23 protein-coding genes and 3 tRNA genes are annotated in these 23,239 nt (G+C 59.1%); 4 read left to right on the top strand and 22 right to left on the bottom strand.

Features of this window, described 5'->3' with window-relative positions; translation table 11 throughout:
- Positions 1-25: 25 nt before the first annotated feature.
- The 9 genes from ccmI to ccmA are packed head-to-tail and all read right to left on the bottom strand — an operon-like array spanning position 26 to position 7,155.
- Positions 26-1,270 (bottom strand): c-type cytochrome biogenesis protein CcmI, encoded by a 1,245-nt coding sequence (gene ccmI / locus DU506_RS10710; RefSeq protein WP_114486925.1) that lies wholly within the window; start codon positions 1,268-1,270, stop codon positions 26-28.
- Entirely contained in the window at positions 1,267-1,761 is a 495-nt protein-coding gene (locus DU506_RS10705; RefSeq protein ID WP_371829346.1) for a cytochrome c-type biogenesis protein, read from the bottom strand. The genes ccmI and DU506_RS10705 overlap by 4 nt, the downstream gene beginning before the upstream one ends.
- Positions 1,752-2,279, bottom strand: a complete 528-nt coding sequence (locus tag DU506_RS10700; protein WP_114486924.1) for a DsbE family thiol:disulfide interchange protein — start codon at positions 2,277-2,279, stop codon at positions 1,752-1,754. Before DU506_RS10700 ends, DU506_RS10705 begins: the two co-directional genes overlap by 10 nt.
- Entirely contained in the window at positions 2,276-4,282 is a 2,007-nt protein-coding gene (locus DU506_RS10695; RefSeq protein ID WP_114486923.1) for a heme lyase CcmF/NrfE family subunit, read from the bottom strand. Before DU506_RS10695 ends, DU506_RS10700 begins: the two co-directional genes overlap by 4 nt.
- Positions 4,283-4,294: 12 nt before the next feature.
- Entirely contained in the window at positions 4,295-4,804 is a 510-nt protein-coding gene (gene ccmE / locus DU506_RS10690; RefSeq protein ID WP_114486922.1) for a cytochrome c maturation protein CcmE, read from the bottom strand.
- The gene (ccmD, locus tag DU506_RS10685; protein ID WP_328587971.1) at positions 4,788-5,036 is read right to left on the bottom strand and encodes a heme exporter protein CcmD; all 249 of its coding nucleotides are present in this window, start codon (positions 5,034-5,036) and stop codon (positions 4,788-4,790) included. The genes ccmE and ccmD overlap by 17 nt, the downstream gene beginning before the upstream one ends.
- A complete protein-coding gene (locus DU506_RS10680) occupies positions 5,033-5,773 on the bottom strand; it encodes a heme ABC transporter permease (protein ID WP_114486921.1) in 741 nt (246 codons plus the stop codon). Before DU506_RS10680 ends, ccmD begins: the two co-directional genes overlap by 4 nt.
- A 13-nt stretch (positions 5,774-5,786) precedes the next feature.
- Positions 5,787-6,455, bottom strand: coding sequence for a heme exporter protein CcmB (ccmB, locus tag DU506_RS10675; RefSeq protein ID WP_114486934.1), 669 nt, complete (start codon positions 6,453-6,455; stop codon positions 5,787-5,789).
- 55 nt (positions 6,456-6,510) lie between these two features.
- The gene (gene ccmA / locus DU506_RS10670) at positions 6,511-7,155 is read right to left on the bottom strand and encodes a cytochrome c biogenesis heme-transporting ATPase CcmA (RefSeq protein ID WP_114486920.1); all 645 of its coding nucleotides are present in this window, start codon (positions 7,153-7,155) and stop codon (positions 6,511-6,513) included.
- A 249-nt stretch (positions 7,156-7,404) separates the two neighbouring features.
- Between ccmA and DU506_RS10665 the strand changes: the two genes are divergently transcribed.
- Positions 7,405-7,755, top strand: a complete 351-nt coding sequence (locus DU506_RS10665) for a S24 family peptidase (RefSeq protein ID WP_114486919.1) — start codon at positions 7,405-7,407, stop codon at positions 7,753-7,755.
- Positions 7,755-8,384 carry an IMPACT family protein gene (locus DU506_RS10660; protein WP_114486918.1) on the top strand — a complete coding sequence of 210 codons (630 nt, stop codon included), beginning with the start codon at positions 7,755-7,757 and terminating at the stop codon, positions 8,382-8,384. The genes DU506_RS10665 and DU506_RS10660 overlap by 1 nt, the downstream gene beginning before the upstream one ends.
- A gap of 77 nt (positions 8,385-8,461) precedes the next feature.
- On the opposite strand, the gene DU506_RS10655 is transcribed toward DU506_RS10660, so the two are convergent.
- The 3 genes from DU506_RS10655 to DU506_RS10645 all read right to left on the bottom strand — a co-directional run bounded on the left by DU506_RS10655 (position 8,462) and on the right by DU506_RS10645 (position 11,990).
- The gene (locus tag DU506_RS10655; RefSeq protein ID WP_114486917.1) at positions 8,462-9,784 is read right to left on the bottom strand and encodes a sodium ion-translocating decarboxylase subunit beta; all 1,323 of its coding nucleotides are present in this window, start codon (positions 9,782-9,784) and stop codon (positions 8,462-8,464) included.
- A 9-nt stretch (positions 9,785-9,793) separates the two neighbouring features.
- On the bottom strand, positions 9,794-11,614 hold the full coding sequence (gene oadA, locus DU506_RS10650; protein ID WP_114486916.1) for a sodium-extruding oxaloacetate decarboxylase subunit alpha: 1,821 nt from the start codon (positions 11,612-11,614) through the stop codon (positions 9,794-9,796).
- 118 nt (positions 11,615-11,732) lie between these two features.
- Positions 11,733-11,990 carry an OadG family protein gene (locus DU506_RS10645; protein WP_114486915.1) on the bottom strand — a complete coding sequence of 86 codons (258 nt, stop codon included), beginning with the start codon at positions 11,988-11,990 and terminating at the stop codon, positions 11,733-11,735.
- 174 nt (positions 11,991-12,164) lie between these two features.
- On the opposite strand from DU506_RS10645, the gene DU506_RS10640 reads away from it, so the two are divergent.
- A complete protein-coding gene (locus tag DU506_RS10640) occupies positions 12,165-13,094 on the top strand; it encodes a tRNA dihydrouridine synthase (RefSeq protein ID WP_114486933.1) in 930 nt (309 codons plus the stop codon).
- A gap of 174 nt (positions 13,095-13,268) precedes the next feature.
- On the opposite strand, the gene DU506_RS10635 is transcribed toward DU506_RS10640, so the two are convergent.
- From DU506_RS10635 to DU506_RS22480, 10 genes are all read right to left on the bottom strand, one after another.
- Positions 13,269-13,345, bottom strand: a tRNA-Arg gene (locus tag DU506_RS10635).
- Positions 13,346-13,408: 63 nt separating this feature from the next.
- Positions 13,409-13,485 (bottom strand) — tRNA-Arg (locus DU506_RS10630).
- Positions 13,486-13,505: 20 nt separating this feature from the next.
- Positions 13,506-13,598 (bottom strand) — tRNA-Ser (locus DU506_RS10625).
- A 135-nt stretch (positions 13,599-13,733) separates the two neighbouring features.
- Positions 13,734-13,922 (bottom strand): carbon storage regulator CsrA, encoded by a 189-nt coding sequence (gene csrA, locus DU506_RS10620; RefSeq protein ID WP_114486914.1) that lies wholly within the window; start codon positions 13,920-13,922, stop codon positions 13,734-13,736.
- A 194-nt stretch (positions 13,923-14,116) separates the two neighbouring features.
- Positions 14,117-15,367: an aspartate kinase gene (locus DU506_RS10615; RefSeq protein ID WP_114486913.1), complete on the bottom strand. Its 1,251-nt coding sequence runs from the start codon at positions 15,365-15,367 to the stop codon at positions 14,117-14,119.
- Between the two features lie 112 nt (positions 15,368-15,479).
- Complete coding sequence (alaS, locus tag DU506_RS10610; RefSeq protein ID WP_114486912.1) at positions 15,480-18,089, bottom strand: alanine--tRNA ligase; 2,610 nt, start codon at positions 18,087-18,089, stop codon at positions 15,480-15,482.
- Positions 18,090-18,215: 126 nt separating this feature from the next.
- Positions 18,216-18,668 carry a regulatory protein RecX gene (locus DU506_RS10605; protein WP_114486911.1) on the bottom strand — a complete coding sequence of 151 codons (453 nt, stop codon included), beginning with the start codon at positions 18,666-18,668 and terminating at the stop codon, positions 18,216-18,218.
- A 3-nt stretch (positions 18,669-18,671) separates the two neighbouring features.
- On the bottom strand, positions 18,672-19,781 hold the full coding sequence (gene recA / locus DU506_RS10600; protein WP_114486910.1) for a recombinase RecA: 1,110 nt from the start codon (positions 19,779-19,781) through the stop codon (positions 18,672-18,674).
- 109 nt (positions 19,782-19,890) lie between these two features.
- Positions 19,891-20,415 carry a CinA family protein gene (locus tag DU506_RS10595; protein WP_235825510.1) on the bottom strand — a complete coding sequence of 175 codons (525 nt, stop codon included), beginning with the start codon at positions 20,413-20,415 and terminating at the stop codon, positions 19,891-19,893.
- Between the two features lie 112 nt (positions 20,416-20,527).
- A complete protein-coding gene (locus tag DU506_RS22480) occupies positions 20,528-20,659 on the bottom strand; it encodes a hypothetical protein (RefSeq protein WP_268877316.1) in 132 nt (43 codons plus the stop codon).
- Between DU506_RS22480 and mutS the strand changes: the two genes are divergently transcribed.
- On the top strand, positions 20,622-23,222 hold the full coding sequence (gene mutS, locus DU506_RS10590) for a DNA mismatch repair protein MutS (RefSeq protein ID WP_114486908.1): 2,601 nt from the start codon (positions 20,622-20,624) through the stop codon (positions 23,220-23,222). The two genes, DU506_RS22480 and mutS, sit on opposite strands and share 38 nt — an antisense overlap.
- The last annotated feature ends 17 nt before the right edge of the window (positions 23,223-23,239 follow it).

Here is a 23,239-nt window from a genome sequence, read left to right as displayed (position 1 = left end):
CTCGGCCGGTACAACGTTCAATGTTTTATTCAAAGACACGGTCGATAACGACCTCTACCGGTTCAGCGTCGCTCTCACCCACGCGGACGTTATCCAATTGGCCGAACAGGTCTCCCGGTTGTGGCGTGGCCTGGCCTGAAGGCGACACGCGCACCATCAGGCGTGCCTGATCGACCATGGAAAGCGTTGCCTGCGGCGCCATCGCGACATTGTCATCAAGCACCACGGTCATGGGAAGCTCACCCACCACAGCGCGTACCACGGCCAGTGGCGGGAGTTCCCCTTCCAGGTCACGCGCGGTCACGAACACGGTGGCATCGTCTTCAACCTGACCGACCAGAGACGCATCCAGACTTACACGCACCTGAATTCCCGGACCTTCGGCAGCAGATAGCTCTGCCGCTTCCGGTTCGACACCCATACGTTGCTGAGCCACCCGAATTCCCTCGCGCAGCGACTCAGCCGTTGCAGTGTCCTGGACATTGGCCACTGCACGGCGCCAGTGACCAATGGCCTTTTCATAAGCACCACGCTCAAAAGCTTCGATACCCAACATGCCCAGCACGGTGGGCTGACGCGGGTCCTGCTCTAGCGTTTCATCGACCAATGCCTGCACCTCGGCGGTCAATTCACGTCCAGCCATGAAAAAACGTATTTGCGCCAACTGCGCCAGCAAAGGAGGAATACGCCCTTCGAGTTCGATCAAGCGCTCCAGCGCATCCACTGCCTCGGACACCTTGCCGGAATCGCGGTATAGCGGAAACAGGGCAGACCAGACATTAGGGTTGTCGGGTTGCCTCTCTGCCTGTTCTTCCAGACGCTCGATATACATGCTCAGCGACCCCTCGGGATGGCTCTGCACTTCCTGCTGCACTGCATAGAGGGCCAGATCACCTTCTGCGCCTTCCTGCTGGTAGCCGATCACCGCAGCACTCACCACGACCAGCATGGCAATAGGCACCATCAAGCGCCCGGAGGAAGGCGACTTGAGTGGGCGGCGTTGGTCGTTGGCGGTATCTTCGAGCAGGCTACGCTCAAGTTCCAGGCGGTCTTCATCGAAACGTGCCTGGTCGATATCACCCCGCGCCAGCGCCGCCTCGAGAGATTCGACTCGACGCCTGAAAATCGCCACATTCTGTTCCGCGGAAGTGTCATTGGCTTCAAAATATTGCTGGGCGTCGTGCCACTCGCGGGCTTGGCGCAACGGCGAGATCAACAACCACAAGGCCGGCAACAGCAATATAGCGAAAGCGATCCAGAGCAGCGTCATTTAGGCCTCTTACGGTTGATCAGGTCATTTAAGCGGGCGCGCTCTTCCGGACTCAGCGCTCGGGCCGCGGCATTGCGTCGGCTACGCACCATTAACACCACCAGCAGCAAGCCGGCCAGCGTCAGCGCAATAGGGGTGCCCCAGAGGAGATAGGTACGATTTTCCAGACGCGGATTATAAAGGATGTATTCGCCGAAACGTTGCACCATATGATCGACGATCTCGATATCCGCACGCCCGTCTTGCAGCAATACATACACTCGCTGACGCATGTCGGCGGAAATCGGCGCATCCGAGTCATCAATCGCCTGATTTTCGCATAACGGGCAACGCATGGAGCCGGTCAAGTCACGGTAACGCTGCTCCATCACCGGGTCATCGAACTCACGAATTTCGATGCCGGCCGCCATCGCAACGCTACTATTTCCCAGTAGCATCAGCGCCATTGCCAATGCGGTTGCTAACCCCAGGAACGGGCGGATCATTGCCATTTTTCCACCTCCGGTAAAATCGTGTCGCGCACATCCGCCGGAGAGATATAGCCGGTATGGTGGTAGCGAATCACGCCATCACGATCGACCAGAAAGGTTTCCGGCGCCCCATAGACTCCCAGTTCGAACCCCAGGTCTCCCTCGGGATCGAAGATATTGACTTCAAAAGGGTTGCCGAATTCATCCAGGAACTGCAGCCCCTTTTCACGGGTATCTCGGTAATTGATCCCCACCATGCGAATGCCTTGTTCGGCAAGGCTCAGAAGTTGCGGCATTTCCTGCTTACAGGCGGGACACCACTCGCCCCATACATTGACCAACGTCACCTCACCTTCGAGCAGCGAGGTATCCACCCGCCTTTCCGGCTCTTCCAGAGTGGCCAGATCGAAGGCGGGAAAATCACGTGCCATCAACGCTGAATCGCGATGCGAAGGGTCCAGTGCCAAGCCCCGATAGAAGAAAAGCGCCAGCAACAGGAAACCCACCAGCGGTAGCAGCAACAACAAACGGCGCTTCATGCGGTGGCCTCCCGAGAGGGGGTTTGGGTCTGTCCGGGCTGCGTCTCACGCCGGCCCGCCAAGCGCCGATAACGTTTGTCGGCAATCGCCATGATGCCCCCTGCAGCCATCAACAGAGCCCCTAGCCATAACCAGCGCACGAAGGGTTTGTACTGCACACGCATGGCCCAGCTACCATCACCCAGGTCTTCGCCCATGGCGACATAAAGGTCACGGAACAAGCCAGGGCGCAGCGCGACCTGGGTCATCGGCATGCCGGTGGCGATATACAGGCGCTTTTCCGGGCGCATGGTAAAGCTGCGTCCATCCTCGCCACGCTGCACCTGCAGTGTTGAGGTATCGGCCAGGAAGTTGGGGCCGCGACGGCTGCCCAGCTCGGTCATGGTGAACTGATAACCCGCCACTTCGACCGTCTCCCCGGGGGTCATGCGCACATTGCGTTCGATATTGTAGTTGGAAACCACCGTGACCCCGATGATGGTAACCGCGACACCCAAATGTCCTAGCACCATACCCCAGTAGGCCAGCGACAACTTGCGCAGTCCACTGAGAAACGAGCTGGCGTTACGTGTCTTGTCGAACATGTCACGCAGCATGGGCAGCACGATCCAAAGCGCCGAGACGATGCCCAGCGACACCCAAAGATTCCAGCTGCCGCCATATACCAATGGCGCCAATATCCCGATGGCCAGTGCGGCCACCCCAGACATCCATAGCTTGCGAGCCAATGCCGAGACCGACATGCGCTTCCAGCGTGAAGACGGCCCAAGCCCCATGAAGACACACAGGAGCACGGTCAAAGGGACGAACAAGGAGTTGAAGTAAGGCGGACCCACGCTGATCTTGCCCAGCCCCAAGGAATCCAGAATCAAGGGATAAATGGTTCCCAACAACACCGTCACCGTCATGATCACCAACAGGATATTGTTGATCAGCAACAAGGCATCCCGCGACAACCAGCTGAAGCCCACGTTCTGGCTCACCCGTGGCGCGCGCAGAGCGAATAACAGTAGGGATAGCGCCACCGTGATGGCCAACAGAACGAGAATGAAGAAGCCGCGGGCTGGATCGTTGGCGAAGGCATGCACCGAGGTGAGAACCCCCGAGCGCACCAGGAAAGTGCCCATCAACGACAGCGAAAAGGTGGTAATCGCCAGGAGTACGGTCCAACTCTTGAACGAGCCGCGTTTTTCAGTCACCGCAAGCGAGTGAATCAGGGCGGTACCTGACAGCCAGGGCAACAGAGAGGCGTTTTCCACCGGATCCCAGAACCACCAGCCACCCCAGCCAAGCTCGTAGTAAGCCCACCAACTGCCCAGCGCGATGCCTACCGTGAGAAAGGCCCAGGCCAGATTGGTCCAGGGACGTGCCCAGCGTGTCCAGGCAGCATCCAGCCGCCCTCCCAGCAATGCCGCAATGGCAAAGGCGAACACCACCGAAAAGCCCACATAACCCATATAGAGCATGGGCGGATGCACCACCAGGCCAAAATCCTGCAGCAGGGGGTTAAGATCGGCGCCGTCCTGGGGCATGTTGGGCAACAGGCGTTCAAATGGGTTTGAGGTCACCAGAATGAACAGCAAGAACCCCATGCAGACCATGCCCAGGATACCAAGCACCCGGGCCACCATATCCCGGGGCAAGTCTCGCGAGAACACCGCGACCGCACAGGCCCAGCCTGCAAGCATCAAGCTCCACAGCAGGACAGACCCTTCATGGTTTCCCCATACCGCGCTGAACTTGTAATACCAGGGCAACAAGGAATTGGAGTTATTGGCCACGTTGGCCACGCTGAAATCATCCAGCATGTAACTGGCGGTCAAACAGGCGTATGCAATCGACACGAACAGAAATTGGCCCATCGCCATGGGGCGGCCGTAGGCCATCCACAACGGACGCCGTGTAGCGGCACCGGCCAGCGGGACAATCGCTTGCACTACGGCCAGCAGCAACGCGATGATCAGCGCAAAATGGCCGACTTCAGGAATCATCTTGATCAACATGAGGGCTCCGGATCAATACTGGCTGGGTTCGGCATTACCTTGGGCTTCCAGGCGTTTGCCCACTTCAGCCGCCTTGGCCTGATAGTCGGCGGGAGAATAGCCGGCCTCTTCCAAGGCTTGAGCCACTTCCGGGGGCATATAGTTCTCATCATGGCGCGCCAGTACCTGATCGGCACGAAAACGCCCGTCGCTCTGCAGCTCACCCACGACCACCACGCCCTGACCCTCACGGAACAGGTCCGGCAGAATGCCGCTGTAATAGACCTCCAGGTCATCGACGTAGTCGGTCACCTTGAATTCCACTTCCAGGCTTTCTTTGTTACGCGACACGGACCCTTCCTTGACCATGCCGCCGGCACGAATCTGTCGTTCCATGGGAGCGCTACCCGCCGCAATCTGCACCGGGCTGAAGAACAGATTGATATTGGCCCGCAGGGCATACAAGGTCAGCCCGATGGCAATTGCCGCCAATGACACCAGGCCGAGTACGATAAAGAGTTTCTGTTTACGCTTGGGGGTCATGATTGCCTCCACCTTGAGCTGTGTTCAACGGGGCCTGAGATGCCACCGGCTGATGGCGTGCCTGTTCGCGGCGAACACGCCGCCGGAGTGTCGTGAGCAGTTGGCGCCGCTCGAAGCGCGCATGCAATACGGCGACGATCAGCAACAAGAAGGTGATTCCCCAGGAGGACCACACATAAGGCGCATGGCCGCCCATGGCGAGGAAATCTGCAAACGAATCGAATGCCATCATTGTCCTTCCTCTACCAACTCACGCACCCAGCGTTTATTCGATTCACGCCGCAATATTTCACTGCGGGTGCGCATCAACGTCAGTGCAATGAAAAAACTGTAAAAACCCAACACCATCAGCAGCAACGGCAGCCACATTTCAGTGGGCATCGCCGGACGCGAGGTAATGGTAAAGGTGGCCGGTTGGTGCAAGGTGTACCACCAGTCTACCGAATACTTGATGATCGGAATATTAATCACCCCCACCATGGCCAGCACGGAGGCGGCACGTGAGGCACTGTCGCGGCTGGTAAAGGCACCACGCAAGGCAATCACACCCAAATACAGAAACAGCAGTATCAGCATCGAGGTCAGACGCGCATCCCACATCCACCAGGTTCCCCAGGTGGGCACGCCCCAGACCGCGCCGGAAAATAGCGAGATGAAGGTCATCGCCGCTCCCAGCGGCGCCATGACCGCCGCCGCCATGTCCGCCACCTTGATCTTCCACACCATGTACACCAGCCCGGCTATCGCCATCGACACGAAGATCGATTGCGCCAGAAATGCTGCGGGGACGTGCACATAGAGGATACGAAAGCTGTTGCCCTGCTGGTAGTCCGCCGGAGCGAAAGCCAGCCCCCAGAGCGAGCCGGTCACGATCAGACCGGCTGCCGCCACCCAGAACCAAGGTTGCAGCTTGGCGCTGATGCGGTAAAACCACTTGGGCGAACCCAGTTTATGAATGAAAGCCCACATTCTGTATTCGTCCTCAACCGTTGATACTGATTCGCAGCGAGGCTGCAATTGCCCAAGGGGCGAAGATCAGCGCACCTGCCAGTAGCGCGCCTAGAATAGCCAGGTGCGCGGTGACGCCATCACCGAAAACGGCCGCCTGGACGGCACCGGTACCGAAAATCAATACCGGAATGTAGAGTGGCAACACCAGCAGCGAAAGCAGGACACCGCCTTTCGCCAGCCCCACGGTAAGCGCTGCACCAATCGCCCCGATAAGACTCAAGCTGGCGGTACCCAACGCCAGCGAAAGGGCCAGGATCAAATAACTGCCCGCCGGCAGCGCCAACATGATGCCCAGCACCGGCGCCATCAGGGCGAGGGGCAAGCCGGTCAACAACCAATGTACCGCTACTTTGGCCAGGCTCAATGCCGCCAACGGCTGGGGAGCCAGCATCAGTTGCTCCAAGCTGCCATCGTCATAATCACTGCGAAACAGACTGTCCAGGGAAAGCAGGGCCGCCAGTAGCGCCGCCACCCATAAAAGCCCTGGTGCGATCAACGCGAGCAGTTCGGGGTCGGGAGAAATGCCGATCGGAAACAAGGTGATCACCAGCGCGAAGAACACCAGTGGATTGAGCATTTCGCCTCGCCGTCGCAACATCAACGTCAGGTCACGCTTTAGGGTCGCCGTAATAGCGACCATGAGATTACCGCCGGGTTCCCCAAGCGCCACGCCAGCAGAGGCCACGGGAGCTGTATCAGATACCTGCAAGGTTATCTCCTTGACCCAGCTGAATGCGCCTTAATGCTGTTGATGCCGCCAACTCATGATGGGTGGTGACCACAACACTGCCCCCGGCCCGCGCATGAGCCACAAGCCGCGCTTCGAGTGCTGCGACACCCTCTCGATCAATGGCGGTAAACGGCTCATCCAGCACCCAAAGGGCACGCGGGGTCAGTTCCAGCCGTGCCAAGGCGACGCGACGTTGCTGGCCGGCGGAAAGCTGGCCGGCCGGCAAGTCTTCGAACCCGGCGAGCCCAACGCTTTCCAGTGCAGCGAAGCGAGCCGTTTCATTGCCGGTCTCACCACTCAACGCCTGATACCACTTCAGGTTTTCCAAGGGTGTCAGCCCCGCCTTGACCCCGGGGGCATGCCCCAGATACAGCAGGTTGGCCAGAAAATGCTCGCGCGCCTGACGCATGGGCGTGTCGTTCCAGAAGAGCTCACCCTCATATTCCGTCAGCTGGCCGGAAAGGATCTTCAACAGCGTGGTTTTACCACTCCCGTTAGGCCCCTCGATTCGCACGATTTCACCGCCGCGCACCTCCAGGTCGAGACCTTGAAAAAGCCAGCGATCATCGCGCTCACAGGCTAGGTTTCGGGCGTGTAGCCGCAGGCTCAAAGGGGACTCTCCCGGCATATTGAATTCGAGCCAGACTTTACACGGAAAGGTAGTTTGTCGCTAGTCGAGTCCTGCGGCGCCAGGTCGCATGGAATGCCAAACGTTGAGAGTCGAAGCTGGCACTGTAATTAAAGACAGGTCTATACTGGCAGTCACTGTATAAAAAGACATGCTCAAGAAACGCTACGTATGGAAACTCTCACCATTGATGACAGCCCATCGCTTTACGCTACCGCCAGGAGCTCCCTGATGCTGCCTTCTTCCGCCGTACCCTCTCCTCGCACGACTTCTCCTTCTCAGGATAGAGTCATGCGCCGCAATACCTATGCCGTGAAAATTCGCGGTAATGCCCTGCATGATTGCAACCTTTTCGATGGCGATGTCATCATTATCCGGCGCTTCCAGAACGACGCCGATGAAGAAACGCTTACCGCAGAGATCAATCAACAGGAAATCACCTTGAAAAAGCTCTCGATCAGCCGGCTCGGGGTTCATTTGCTCCCCGCCGACACCCTGCAGCCCGCCATGTTCCTGCATAATCGTGACATTCAGGTGCTGGGCCTGGTCATGGGCATCAATCGCCATGTCACGGCGCACTGATGCGCTACCTCGTTCCACAACTTCCTCCTGAGACATGGCACAGTGCCGATACCGAGGTGGAAAAAAGCCGCTTCATTACCTGGGTCAGCCATGCGCCGTCTCCCGCCGAGTTCCAGGCTCTACTCGGTGCAGCCCGCCTTGCTCACCCCAATGCCAGCCATCATTGCAGCGCCTTCATCGCCGGCCCCCCCGGCGAGCAGAACCACATCGGCTTTTCCGATGACGGTGAACCGGGCGGCACCGCCGGACGCCCCATGTTTCAGGTGCTGGAAGGCAGCGGGCTGGGGCAGATCGGCTGCGTGGTGACTCGCTACTTCGGCGGCACCAAGCTGGGAACCGGCGGGCTGGCGCGGGCCTACGCTCAGGCAGTCAGCGCCGCACTTGTCGACTTACCCACCCGGGAGCTGGTGGAGCGCCGCCGTTACGGCTTGCAACTGCCGTTTGCGGGCGAAGCCGAAGCGCGAGCCTGGCTAGCCGAACAGGCCATTCCTATCACCGACGTGACCTATGATGCCCAGGGTGCCCATCTGACCATCGGTTGGCCCAGCGACCAGCCTGTGGATCTTTCACCACTGGAAAACCGTTTGAAAACGTCACTCGGCTACCAGGATCTCGACGCCAAAAAATAACGCGACATGCCAGGGCATGCCGCGTTATTTATATTCTTGCCAGCGATACGTTCAAGCCAGGTGGCTTTCTCAAGTACTTAACCTAGGTACTTGATCATCACCCCGGCGGCCACCGCCGAACCGATGACCCCGGCCACGTTGGGCCCCATCGCATGCATCAGCAGGAAGTTGTGCGGGTTGGATTCCAACCCCACCTTGTTGGCCACCCGCGCCGCCATGGGGACCGCCGAGACACCGGCGGCACCGATTAAGGGGTTGATCGGCATCTTGCTCATCAGGTTCATCAGCTTGGCCATCAATACCCCGGCGGCGGTGCCGATGCCGAAGGCCACAATGCCTAGCCCCAGAATACCCAGCGTCTCCACCGACAGAAAGCTTTCCGCCATCAGCTTGGACCCGACCGAAAGCCCCAGAATGATGGTGACGATATTGATCAGGGCATTCTGGGCGGTATCCGACAAGCGCTCGACCACGCCACACTCGCGCATCAGGTTACCGAAGCAGAACATCCCCAGCAGCGGGGCCGCATCGGGCAGAAACAGCGCGACCAGAATCAGCAGCATCAGCGGGAAGATGATTTTTTCCAGCTTCGAGACCGGCCGCAGCTGGGTCATGGTGATTTCGCGTTCTTTCCGTGAGGTCAGAAGCTTCATGATCGGCGGCTGGATCAGCGGTACCAGCGCCATGTAGGCGTAGGCGGCCACCGCGATGGCCCCCAGCAGCTCCGGTGCCAGGACGCTGGACACGTAAATCGAGGTCGGGCCATCCGCCCCGCCGATGATGCCGATGGCGGCCGCCTGGTTCAGCGAGAAGTCCATCACGCCCATCGACGACAGCGCCACCGCGCCAAACAGCGTGGCGAAAATACCAAACTGCGCAGCGGCCCCCAGGAACAGCGTGCGTGGGTTGGCCAGCAGCGGGCCGAAGTCGGTCATCGCCCCCACGCCCATGAAGATGATCAGCGGCGCAATGCCTGAAGCGATCGCGACGCTATAGAAGCTGTAGAGCATGCCGTCGCCATAACCGACACTCATGGCGACATCCTTGGCCGCGCGCAGCTGATCCGGGGCAGCGGCGTCATGGGCCATGGCTTTCAGCGATTCCCGCCATGCTTCAACCCCGGCTAACGGATCCAGCGTCGCCTCAAGTGCCATCGCTATCTGCTGCAGCACAGCGGGTTTCGCCACCTCGATGGCTTGGTCCAGCGCGGAAATCGCCAGCCCCGCTTCAGGAATATTGGCCAGGATACCGCCGAAACCGATCGGGACCAGTAGCAGCGGTTCGAATTTCTTGTAGATGGCCAGGTACAACAGCAAGAGGCCCACCGCAATCATCACGGCCTGGCCCACTTCTAGGTTATATAGCCCTGACCCTTCCCACAGGATGTGTAATTTATCCATGTCCTGCCCTTAAAGTTCGATCAGGGTGTCGCCGACGGCAACGCTATCGCCTTCGCCGACCTTGACCGCGGTGACGGTACCGGCGCTGGCGGCCCGCACTTCGGTTTCCATTTTCATGGCTTCGAGAATGATCACCACGTCACCGTCGGCCACGCTATCGCCGGGCTTGACGTTGACCTTGAAGATATTGCCCGCCAAGGGCGCACTGATGACGTCTCCCGACGAAGGGGCAGAGCCTTCGTCGTGCGACACGGATGCCGGGCTTGCGGCCGACGGCTGAATATCGCCGACCTCGCCGCCTTCAGCGACTTCCACCACATAGGCCTTGCCATTGAGCTTGATGGTGTAGGTTTCCGGGGCGGCGGCAGGAGCCGGGGCCTTGGCAGCGGGCTTGGCCGGCACTTTAGGTTGCGCCGTTGCCTGTTCAGCCTGGGGGACCGGTTCGAAGGCGTCCGGATTGTCGCGGTTCTTGAGGAACTTCAGGCCGATCTGCGGAAACAGCGCATAGGTGAGTACATCGTCGATCTCGCGCTCGCCCTCGGCCAGACGGATGCCCTCGGCCCTGGCCTTCTCCCTGAGCTCGGTGGTGAGCCTATCCATTTCCGGGCTGAGGTTGTCCGCCGGGCGACAGGTGATCGGCTCACCGCCCTCGAGCACGCGGTTCTGCAGTTCCTTGTTGAACGGCGCCGGGGCGGTACCGTACTCGCCCTTGAGCAGCGCCTGGACTTCCTTGGAAATCGACTTGTAGCGCTCGCCCATCATGACGTTCATCACCGCCTGTGTGCCGACGATCTGAGAGGTGGGCGTGACCAGCGGAATGAAGCCTAGGTCCTCGCGCACCCGCGGAATTTCTTCGAGCACGGCATCGAGCTTGTCACCGGCACCCTGCTCCTTGAGCTGGCCTTCCATGTTGGTCAGCATGCCGCCGGGCACCTGGGCGATCAGGATGCGCGAGTCGATGCCTTTGAGCGAACCTTCGAAGGCGGCGTACTTCTTGCGTACCTCACGGAAATAACCGGCGATATCTTCGAGCAATTCCAGATCCAGCCCGGTATCCCGGCCGGTGTCCTTGAGCATCGCCACGACCGATTCGGTGGGGCTGTGGCCATAGGTCATCGACATCGACGAAATCGCGGTATCCACATTATCGATACCCGCTTCCACCGCCTTGAGAATGGTCGCGGTGGAAAGTCCGGTGGTGGCGTGGCACTGCATGTGAATGGGAATCGACAGCTCTTTTTTCAGCCGCGTCACCAGTTCGAATGCCGTGTAAGGCGTCAGCAGCCCGGCCATGTCCTTGATCGCCAGCGAATCCGCGCCCATGTCGGCGATCGACCGGGCCAGATCGACCCAGCTGTCCAGGGTGTGAACGGGGCTCACGGTGTAGGAAATCGTGCCTTGGGCGTGACCGCCCACCTGGCGCACCGCCTTGATCGCCCGCTCCAGGTTGCGCGGGTCGTTCATGGCATCGAACACCCGGAAGACATCCACCCCATTGGTCTTGGCCCGCTCGACAAATTTATCCACCACATCGTCGGCGTAGTGGCGGTACCCCAGCAGGTTCTGGCCACGCAGCAACATCTGTTGCGGGGTATTGGGCATCGCTTCCTTGAGGGCCCGAATGCGCTCCCAGGGGTCTTCCCCCAGGTAACGAATACAGGCGTCGAAGGTTGCGCCACCCCAGGACTCCAGCGACCAGAAGCCCACCTTGTCGAGTTTTTCGGCGATCGGCAGCATGTCATCCAGGCGCATGCGCGTGGCAAACAGTGACTGGTGCGCATCGCGCAGCACCACATCCGTGATGCCTAAAGGACGTTTTGTGTCGTTCATGATGTAGGCCCTAGTGTCGTTTTAATGAAAAATGAAGAAAAAAGACGCAAATATGCATAGGAAATAAAAGCACGAAAACGACACACGACAGGCACCCAAACGGCCTGTCGTGTGCGGTTCAATTCCGGTGACGGTTGCGATATCGGTGAATGGCAGTGCTGATCACCACCTTCAGTTCATCTTCCTGGGGGGTGCCCGGCGCTGTTGGCGTCGCTGGTTTACCTGTCGCGGCGGGCGCAGCCTCGGGGGCAAAACGCCGGATTACGCCCGACATCAGCGTGACGCTGATTACCAAAACCGTAAGAAAAACAAAAACAAACCCCATACCCAGTCCCATCAAGGCCAGTCCTTCATGGAGCAGCTGTGTATCCTGCATACGGTTTTTCTCCTGAAAATTTGCGGGTGTTGCCAGTATAACAGCCTAGAAAAGCAACTTGGCGCACTAAGAATGATGCATTAACCTGCCACACCCTGAAAAGATTGCAAGGTCGCCATGGTGGAAGTCAACGTTGTTAATTTACTACAAGATGGAAAAATTGGCTTGGCGCCGATGGAAGGCGTCATCGATGCCACCACGCGCGACCTCCTGACCCGGATACCCGGTTTCGACTGGGCGGTAACGGAATTCGTCCGCGTGGTCGATGCACGTCTTCCGCCGCGAGTGTTTCGCAAACATTGCCCGGAACTCGACAGCGCACCGGTTGCAACGCCTAGCGGGGTACCGGTGCATCTTCAGTTACTGGGCTCCCAACCCGAGGCACTGGCCACCAATGCCCGACAGGCATTGGCCTTGGGGGCGATCAGCATAGATCTTAACTTTGGTTGCCCAGCCAAGATTGTCAACCGGCATGATGGTGGCGCCTCAATGCTGCGTCGGCCGGATCGCTTGCATCAGGCCGTCCAGGCGGTGGCCGATGCCGTAGGCGAGCACATCCCCGTGACCGCCAAGATCCGCCTCGGGTTCGCTGATCGCCGCCTGGCACTTGAGTGCGCCCTGGCCGTCGAAGCCGGGGGCGCTCGCCAGCTAGTGGTACATGGCCGCACTCGCGACGAAGGCTACCGCCCACCGGCACACTGGGAATGGATAGGCAAGATTCATCACCGTTTACGCATTCCCGTGGTCGCCAATGGCGATATCTGGACGCTGGAAGATTATTGGAAAGCGCGCACCCTATCCGGCTGTCGCGATGTCATGCTGGGACGAGGCGCTCTGGCCGACCCTTGGCTGGCAGCCCGCATTCGCCACTGGCAAGCCACGGGCGAGCGCTTGCCCGCCACCACCTGGGCGATGCAGGCAGACATGCTGCAGCGCTACGCGGCTCGGCAGAGCCAAAGCCTGCCGCCACGGGTGGTGGTCTCTCTGGTCAAACAGTGGTTGGCTCAGATGCGCTTGCGTAGCCAGGAGGTGGAAACACGCTTCCAGCAGCTAAAGCGCATCACCGATCTGGCTATACTTCTGGAAGTCCTGAGAGCGGCTTAAAAAAAAGCGCCCTTCGCAAAGCGAGGGCGCCAAACACGATCACCAGACCGTCTATGCGAGCAGCAATAGGCCTAGCCAGTAGAAAAACAAGAAAAAAGCGATTCCGAAAAACTATTTCTTAAAAGTTATTCTGAAACAGAAAACCCGCCCTCGCGAGAGGACGGGTTTGAAATCTGGCGCGCCCGGGAGGATTCGAACCTCCGACCACCTGATTCGTAGTCAGGTACTCTATCCAGCTGAGCTACGGGCGCTGAACGAAAGCATGAAGGCTGGTGTAAAAACGTGATACTTACAGCGAACTTCATGGATGAAGATGGCGCGCCCGGGAGGATTCGAACCTCCGACCACCTGATTCGTAGTCAGGTACTCTATCCAGCTGAGCTACGGGCGCTTGTCTTCACATCTACCGATTGGCGGAGAGAGAGGGATTCGAACCCTCGATAGGGCTATAAACCCTATACTCCCTTAGCAGGGGAGCGCCTTCAGCCACTCGGCCACCTCTCCTTAACGGCACGGCGCGAATATTACCGATTTCAGGGATGCTTGTCCAGTCATCCTGCCGATTTTTTCGCGCCCGCATCAAACCATCTTGCTTGGCAACACCGGGAACAGCCTGCTCGGCAGGCAGTGGAAAGCACTTTATTCGGCACCTTCTTCACTGCTTCTCTCACGCTGAATGCGCTGATAAATCTCTTCACGGTGTACGGCGACGTCTTTAGGTGCATTAACACCAATACGTACCTGGTTGCCTTTTACACCCAGTACAGTCACGGTGACTTCATCACCGATCATCAGGGTTTCGCCGACACGGCGGGTCAAGATGAGCATGGCTGATCTCCTTCTCAGTCGTTTTGTAGCAACGGGATGTGCACGCCAACAGCGTCACCATGCCATTATGCGGCATGGTGATGCCAGTCACCAATCTTCCAGTTTTGTAGCACTCAACGCTTCCCGTTGAAATAAAGCCCACCACCACCCGGTAGCGAGTCCCTTTTCAGGGTAGAAGGGTCGCTATATGAGCGTTACTCGCTTTCAATATCGGACTTATCCAGCCCAAACGCCGTGTGCAACGCCTTCACCGCCAGTTCCATGCGCTTCTCGTCGATGACGACCGATATCTTGATTTCCGAGGTAGAAACCATACGGATATTAATATTTTCATCCGCCAGTACGCGGAACATCTTGGAAGCCACCCCGGCATGCGAACGCATACCCACACCGACCAGGGACACCTTGGCGATATTATCGTCGCCACGCAGCTCACCGCCGCCCAGATCAGGAATCACGATCTCTTCGAGAATACGCTTGGTAGCCTTGTAGTCGCCCTTGGCCACAGTGAAAGTGAAGTCGGTGTAATCGCCTGCTGGTGCCACATTCTGCACGATCATGTCGACTTCGATATTGGCATCGGCAATCGGCCCGAGAATGCGTGATGCAACACCAGGGACATCAGGCGTGTTCAACAGGGTCAGCTTAGCTTCGTTCTTGGTAAAAGCGATACCGGAAATCAGCGGTTCTTCCATGGAGTCCTCGTCTTGGTCGGATTCTGCAACAATCAGGGTGCCGGGGCCGTCTTCGAAACTCGACAGCACCCGTAAGGGAACGTTGTACTTGCCGGCGAATTCGACCGCGCGGATCTGCAGCACCTTCGAGCCCAGGCTGGCAAGCTCAAGCATTTCCTCCACGGTTATGCGTTCCAGGCGCTTGGCCTTGGTGCATACCCTGGGGTCGGTTGTATAGACGCCATCCACATCGGTGTAAATCTGGCATTCATCAGCCCCCAACGCCGCCGCCAGAGCAACGCCGGTAGTATCCGAACCGCCCCGGCCCAGCGTGGTGATATTGCCATCCTCATCCACTCCCTGGAAGCCGGCGACCACAACCACCTGACCATCATCCAGGTCAGCCTTGAGATCATCGGTTTCGATACGCTGGATACGCGCCTTGGTATAGGCACTGTCGGTATGAATACCCACCTGGGCACCGGTATGCGAGGTAGCCGGAACACCGATCTGCTGAAGCGCCATCGCCAGCAAGGAAATCGTCACCTGCTCACCGGTGGAAAGCAGCATGTCCATTTCACGGGGAGTGGGTTCTTCATTGATTGAGCGGGCCAATTCGGTCAACCGGTTGGTTTCGCCGCTCATGGCGGAGACCACCACCACGACCTGATGGCCCTGGTCGCGGAAGCCCTTGACCTTTTCCGCCACGGCCTTGATGCGCTCAGGAGAGCCCACCGAGGTACCGCCGAACTTCTGTACGTATAGTGCCATATGCGGTTTTTCCTGTTCGTCCGGGAATGGAGGGTGAATGAAAATGCAAAATGAATAACAAGGATAATAACAAAAAACCGGGCCGGAGCATTTCGCCACCGGCCCGGTTTTTTTAGCCGAGCTGAGTTTCCAACCAGCCGGGAACACTTTCCAGAGCACCGGGCAAGGCCTCCGGCTGACTTCCTCCGGCCTGCGCCATATCGGCACGACCACCGCCTTTACCGCCTACCTGGGAAGCCACGAAATTGACCAGCTCGCCCGCCTTGACGCGATCCGTCAGGTCCTGGGTGACCCCGGCAATCAAGCTGACCTTACCGGCGGCTTCGTCGGCCACCGCCAGCACGATAACGCCTGAACCCAGCTTGTTCTTGAGCTGGTCGAGCATACCGCGCAATTCCTTTCCGGAAACGCCTTCCAGCTGTGTAGCGAGAAGCTTGACACCGCTGATCTCACGGGCTTGACTCAACATATCGCTGCCTGCTGCACTGGCCAGCTTGCCCTTGAGCTGTTCGAGCTCTTTTTCCAGCGTACGGTTACGCTCGACCAATGATTCGACCCGCGACTCCAGTTGTTCGGGTTTGACCTTCAGGCGTTCACCGATGCGATTCAAACAACTTTCCTGCTCACGGAAATAGCTCAAGGCATTCTCACCGGTAATCGCTTCGATGCGCCGCACTCCCGAGGCGATACCCACTTCCGAGACCACATGAAAGCAGCCGATATCGCCGCTGCGACCCACATGGGTACCACCGCATAACTCGATGGAAAAATCGTCAGGGCCGATGGTAAGCACGCGGACATTATCGTCGTACTTGGCCTCGAAGAGGGCCGCCGCCCCCTTGGCCTTGGCCTGCTCCAGGCTCATCTGTTCGGTTCGGGTCGGCGCATTGGCCAATATTTGCGTATTGACGATGCGCTCGACCTCGTCCAGCTGTTCTGCGGTCATGGGCTCGAAGTGGCTGAAGTCGAAACGCAGCCGCTCAGCGGTCACCAAGGAACCTTTCTGCTGAACGTGATCGCCAAGCACCATGCGCAATGCCTTGTGCAACAAATGCGTGGCCGAGTGATTGCGCACCGTGGCATCGCGCAGACCGGCATCCACCTGGGTGGTCACCGGCTCGCCGACGGTCAGCTCGCCTTCCACCAGCACCCCGTGATGCAGGTGGTGGCTTGCGTATTTTTGCGTATCGGTCACCTCGAACCGGCCGTTGGCCAAGTAGAGATAGCCGGTATCGCCCGCCTGCCCGCCGGACTCGGCGTAGAACGGCGTGCGGTCCAGCACCACCAAACCTTTCTTGCCAGCTTTCAGGGTGGCAAGTTCATTGCCGGCGCTATCCATCAGCGCGATGACCTGGGCACTGTCTTCCAGCTGCTCGTAGCCAGTGAAGTCGGTCTTACCTTCAAGCTCGATATTGATGCTGGCCTCTGCGCCGAATTGGCTGGCGGCACGCGCCCGTTCACGCTGGGCGTCAAGCTCGCGCTTGAAGCCTTCTTCGTCCAGCTGCACCCCCCGCTCACGGCATACATCCGCCGTGAGGTCATAGGGGAAGCCGTAGGTGTCGTACAACTTGAAGACGGTTTCGCCGGGCAGCACCACGCCTTCCAGCTTGTCCAGCGCGGTTTCCAACAGTGTGATGCCGTGGTCCAGAGTGCGCGCAAACTGCTCTTCCTCTTTCAGCAGCACACGGGCGATCTGCTCGCGCGCTTCGCGCAATTCCGGGTAGGCCTCGCCCATTTCCACATCCAGCGCATCCACCAACCGATGGAAGAACGGCCCCTCGGCGCCTAGGGTATGGCCGTGACGAATAGCGCGGCGAATGATGCGACGCAACACATAACCGCGTCCCTCGTTGGAGGGCAGGACGCCATCAGCGATCAGGAAGGCACAGGAACGGATATGGTCAGCGATCACTCGCAGGGAAGGGTTTTCCGTGTTGTTGAACCCGGTTACCTCAGCCGCCGCCGCGAGCAGATTCTGGAACAGGTCGATTTCGTAGTTGGAATGTACGCCTTGCATGACAGCGGCGACACGTTCCAGCCCCATACCGGTATCGATGGACGGCTTGGGCAATGGGTTCAAGGTACCGCTTGCGTCACGGTCGAACTGCATGAACACCAGGTTCCAGATTTCGATATAACGATCGCCGTCTTCCTCTGGGCTTCCCGGCGGGCCGCCCCAGACCTCGGGACCATGATCGAAAAATATCTCGGAACTCGGCCCGCAGGGGCCGGTATCGCCCATCTGCCAGAAGTTGTCTTCATCCAGCCGGGAGAAACGCTCAGGGTCGATACCGATCTCATCCTTCCAGATGCGCTCAGCTTCATCATCGCTGATATGGACCGTGACCCAGAGCTTGCTCTTGGGCAGCCCCAGGGTTTCGGTCAGGAACGTCCAGGCGAAGCGAATGGCCTCGCGCTTGAAATAATCGCCGAAGCTGAAGTTCCCCAACATCTCGAAGAAGGTGTGGTGACGAGCGGTATACCCCACGTTATCCAGATCGTTGTGCTTGCCACCGGCACGCACGCAGCGCTGAGCCGAGGTTGCGCGCACATAGGGGCGCGGGTCGCGCCCCAGAAATACATCCTTGAACGGCACCATGCCGGCATTGGTGAAAAGCAGGGTCGGGTCGTTTCCCGGCACCAGCGAACTGCTGGAAACGACGGTATGCCCCTGTTCTTCAAAGAATTTAAGAAAGGCCTGTCTGATGTCTGCGCTTTTCATAGGGTATCCAAAAAAGAAACATGATGCCCCAGGGCGCTTGAGCCACTACCCGTCGGGGTCGCAAAGAAAGACAGGCATTATAGCGCAGTTGGCAAATGACTAAAGCCACGGACAGGAGAAGAAGCGTTACAGGCAATCAAGCGCATGGCGAATCTGTTCGAAATCAAACCCCCGCGAGGCCAGAAAGCGCTCACGCCGGGCACGTTCCTTGGGTATGTCGCCAGGCGTGGAAAAGCGCCGTGACAGCGTCTTTTCGGCCAAGGCGAACCAGTCGATTCGCTCTTGCTCGACCACTGCTTCGATGGCATCGCGCGCAAGATTTTTGTCGATTCCTCGTTGAAAAAGCTCGCCGCGGATACGAATCGGCCCCTGACCTCGCATGACCCGAGAGCGCACGAAGCTTTCGGCAAAGCGCGCATCCGACTGCAGGCCCTGCTCAGCCAGGGTATCCAGGCACGCCTCTATCTCGTCCGCTGCATGCCCCTTGCGGGTCAAGCGTAGCCGTAACTCGGCGCGCGAGTACTCGCGCCGAGCCAGGAGAATAATGGCAGCCTCGCGGGGTGTCGCCGCACCGGCCATGGGTTAGATCAGGTCGTCTTCGGGAGGCTCGATCGACGTGTCGGCGGGCGCAACGGCAGGCTCTTTACCCTTGGCAGGTTCTTTGCCCTTGGCAGCCTCCTTGTCTTTTTTCGGTTCCACGGGAGCCAGCAGCTGGGCGCGAATCTGGGCTTCGATTTCTTCCATGATCGCCGGGTTGTCTTCCAGGTACTGCGCCGAATTGGCCTTGCCCTGGCCGATCTTCTTGCCCTTGTAGCTGTACCAGGCACCGGCCTTGTCGACCAGGTTGCACTGCACGCCGAGATCGATCACCTCACCGGCATGATAAATGCCCTTGCCGTAGAGAATCTGGAACTCTGCCTGACGGAACGGCGGCGCCACCTTGTTCTTGACGACCTTCACGCGAGTTTCGTTGCCGGTGACTTCATCGCCGACCTTCACCGAGCCGGTGCGACGAATATCCAGACGCACGCTGGCATAGAACTTCAGCGCATTGCCCCCGGTAGTAGTTTCGGGTGAACCGAACATCACCCCGATTTTCATACGGATCTGGTTGATGAAAATAACCAGGCAGTTGGCATTCTTGATGTTACCGGCAATCTTGCGCAAGGCTTGAGACATCAAGCGTGCCTGCAAGCCGACGTGAGTATCGCCCATCTCACCTTCGATTTCCGCTCGTGGCGTAAGCGCCGCCACCGAGTCGATGACGATGACGTCGACGCCGCCGGAACGCACCAGCATGTCGGTGACTTCCAAGGCCTGCTCACCGGTATCCGGCTGGGACACCAGCAGATCGTCCAGGTTGACGCCGAGTTTTTCGGCATAGCTGGGGTCAAGGGCGTGCTCGGCGTCAACGAAGGCACAGGTCTTGCCTTGCTTCTGGGCCTCGGCAATCACGGCCAGCGTCAGTGTGGTCTTGCCCGAGGATTCCGGGCCGAAGATTTCCACTACACGGCCATAGGGCAGCCCCCCGATACCCAGGGCGATATCCAGCCCCAATGAACCCGTGGAAACCGACGGCATGACCACACGGGGCGTATCACCCAGACGCATGACGGTGCCTTTACCGAACTGACGATCAATCTGGCTGAGTGCTGCATTCAGCGCCTTGGCGCGGTTGTCATCCTGTGCCATTCAAGGCTCCTCATCATAAGCTGTATAATTAGCCAGTATTATGCCAAATATTGCTGCGCAAAAAAACGCATATCGCTCAGCAATCGATTTAATCTCTGCTGTGTTTTTGCTACTCAGCCATGGTCTCGATCCACAGGATCAACCCGGCAAGGGCTTGATGCACTGCCTGCTCGCGTACCGCCTGACGACTGCCTGAAAAGTGAAAGCACTCCACCTGCTGGTGCGACAGATTGCCCCAGGCAAGCCAGACGGTGCCCACCGGTTTGGCGTCACTGCCACCGCCCGGTCCCGCCACGCCACTCACCGCCACCGCCAGTTGCGCCCCACTGTCTCGACAGGCACCTTCCACCATGGCTTGAACCACATCTCGGCTGACCGCGCCATGAGCGTCGAGCAGCGCGGGCTTCACCCCCAGCAGGCGTGTCTTGGCCGTATCGGCATAGGTGACGTAGCCGGTAGTGAAATATGCCGAACTCCCCGCCACCTCGGTGATCGCGGCGGCAATGCCGCCACCGGTACAGGATTCCGCAGTGGTCACCTCTATTCGATGCTCACGACATAGCCGCCCCAGATGCTCGGCCAGCGCCCCCGGTTCTGATTCGTACATAGGAAGTGCATGGGGTAGGCGTGGCATGTCGGCTCCTTGATGATGACGGGTTTACATCGACGAGGGTGAAGAATGCAGAATACATGATAGTGAACCCTAATGAGTTCATGACGGTGACAGCTTCATCTCGATGATCAGTTCAGCGTAGAATACCGCGTTCTCCTTGCCCACAGAACATGCCGCCCGCCACCGCCAGATCGTGCTGCCGGGCGCCACGCTCAATCAGGAAGCTCATGTCCCAGGCCAGTCCAGCAAATACGCCGATGATCACGCAATACCTCTCGATCAAACGCGACCACCCCGAGGTTCTGCTGTTTTATCGCATGGGGGATTTTTACGAGCTGTTTTTCGATGATGCCAAGCGCGCCGCCACGCTTCTGGATATCACGCTCACCCAGCGCGGCCAGTCCGGCGGCAAACCGATTCCCATGGCAGGAATACCCTACCACAGTGCCGAGGGCTATCTAGCGCGGTTGGTAGGAGCCGGCGAGTCCGTGGCGATCTGTGAACAAGTGGGTGACCCCGCCACCAGCAAGGGACCGGTGGAGCGCAAGGTGGTGCGTATCGTCACACCCGGCACCCTGCATGATGAAGCCCTGCTCGACGCCCGGCGCGACAATGTCCTGGCCGCCCTGTATTCCAAAGGGCCGCACTGGGGCCTGGCTTGGCTGGAACTTTCCAGTGGTCGCTTCAGTGTGCTGGAAGTGGAAGGCGATGCCGAAATGCTGGCTGAACTCACCCGCCTGGCACCTGCCGAATTGCTGGTTCCGGAAGACCTGGCACTGCCCGGCGGACTCGCCCAGCAACGCGGCGTGTGCCGTCAGAGCGACTGGCTATTCGACCTGGAAAGCGCCATTCGAAGCCTATGCGATCAATTCGAGGTACAGGATCTACGCGGCTTCGGTTGCGCCCACCTGGAAACGGCGCTAGTCGCCGCCGGCGTGCTGATCGATTATGCCCGCGACACCCAGCGCTCGCGCCTGCCGCATGTCACCGCCATTGCCGTGGAAAACCGCGACGACACCGTGGTCATCGATGCCGCCAGCCGGCGCAATCTCGAAATCGACATCAATCTCGGTGGCACCACCGATAACACCCTGGCCAGCGTCCTCGATACCTGCACCACGGCCATGGGGTCACGTCTGCTCAAGCGCTGGCTGAACCGACCCTTGCGTCAACGCGATATCGTCACCGCACGCCAGGCCGCCGTGGCATTGCTTGCGCTTGAGGCTGCCTACATGACCTTGCGCGAAACATTGAGCGCGGTAGGCGACGTGGAACGCATTCTGGCGCGCGTGGCGCTTTACAGCGCCCGGCCACGCGATCTGGCCCGCCTGCGCGATGCCCTGGCCGTTCTCCCCGATCTTGAACGGCAACTGACGGAAGTCGAGCCTGGCAGCGCCCTGGATGTGCTCAAGACCCATACCCGCCCTTTCCCCGAGCTTAGCGCCACCTTGCAACGCGCCTTGATCGACAACCCTCCAGTGGTGATTCGCGATGGCGGCGTGATTGCCGAGGGCTACGATAGCGAGCTTGACGAGCATCGCGGCATGGCGGAAAACGCCGGTGCCTATCTGGTGGAGCTGGAAACCCGCGAACGCCAGCGCACCGGGCTTGCCCACTTGAAAGTGGGTTATAACCGGGTCCACGGCTATTTCATCGAGTTGCCCCGCGCCCAGGCTCAGAGCGCGCCCGCCGACTATATTCGTCGCCAGACGCTCAAAAATGCCGAGCGTTTCATCATTCCCGAGCTCAAGGAGTTCGAGGACAAGGCCTTATCGGCAAGGTCCCGCGCCCTGGCGCGGGAAAAATGGCTCTACGACAGCTTGCTGAGCGAGCTCAATGAAACACTCCATCCGCTTCAGGCCACCTTTCGCGCCGTGGCGGAACTGGATGTCCTCTGTGCGTTCAGTGAACGGGCGCAGACCCTGCATTGGGTACGCCCCACGCTAAGCGAGGCCGGTGGCATAGAGGTCAAGGCCGGGCGTCACCCCGTGGTCGAGCAGGTCAGCGAAACGCCCTTCGTACCCAATGATCTGAGCCTGGATCAGCAACAGCACATGCTGATCATTACCGGCCCCAATATGGGGGGTAAATCGACTTATATGCGCCAGGCGGCATTGATCACGCTGCTGGCGCATGCAGGAAGCTTCGTGCCGGCTGATGAAGCCCGAATCGGGCCGGTGGATCGCATCTTCACCCGTATCGGCTCCAGTGATGACCTGGCCGGCGGGCGCTCCACCTTTATGGTGGAAATGACCGAAACCGCCAACATCCTGCATAACGCCACCGCTCAGAGCCTGGTGCTGATGGATGAAATCGGTCGCGGCACAAGCACTTTCGACGGCCTTTCGTTGGCCTGGGCAAGTGCCGAACATCTCGCACAGACCCAGGCATTGACCCTGTTCGCCACGCATTATTTCGAAATGACCGCGATGCCGGAGCATATCGAAGGGGTGGCCAATGTGCACCTGACCGCAACGGAACATGGCGAAGGCATCGTGTTCATGCACCGTATCGAACCGGGGCCGGCAAGCCAAAGCTACGGCCTGCAAGTGGCGCAGCTCGCCGGGGTACCGTCGCCAGTGATCGCCCGGGCAAGAGAAAAGCTGGTGACACTCGAACAACGGGAAATCGATCAGGATGCGCTGGCGCCAAGAAGCCTGGTTAATGACCTTGGGAAAGAACCGGGGGGCGTCGCTTCGCCGCACCAGGCAGACCTGTTTGCCGCCGCCCCCCACCCGGTGGTGGAATCATTGTCCCAATTGGCGCTGGATGACCTGAGCCCACGCGAGGCCCTGGCCATGCTGTATCAATGGCGCGACCTGCTGTAGGGATAGAGCTTGCCGCC

This window comes from Vreelandella rituensis, assembly GCF_003336665.1.
Lineage (GTDB): Bacteria > Pseudomonadota > Gammaproteobacteria > Pseudomonadales > Halomonadaceae > Vreelandella > Vreelandella rituensis.
Note: the sequence above shows the minus strand (reverse complement) of the source record. Positions and strands in the feature narration are given on the sequence as shown.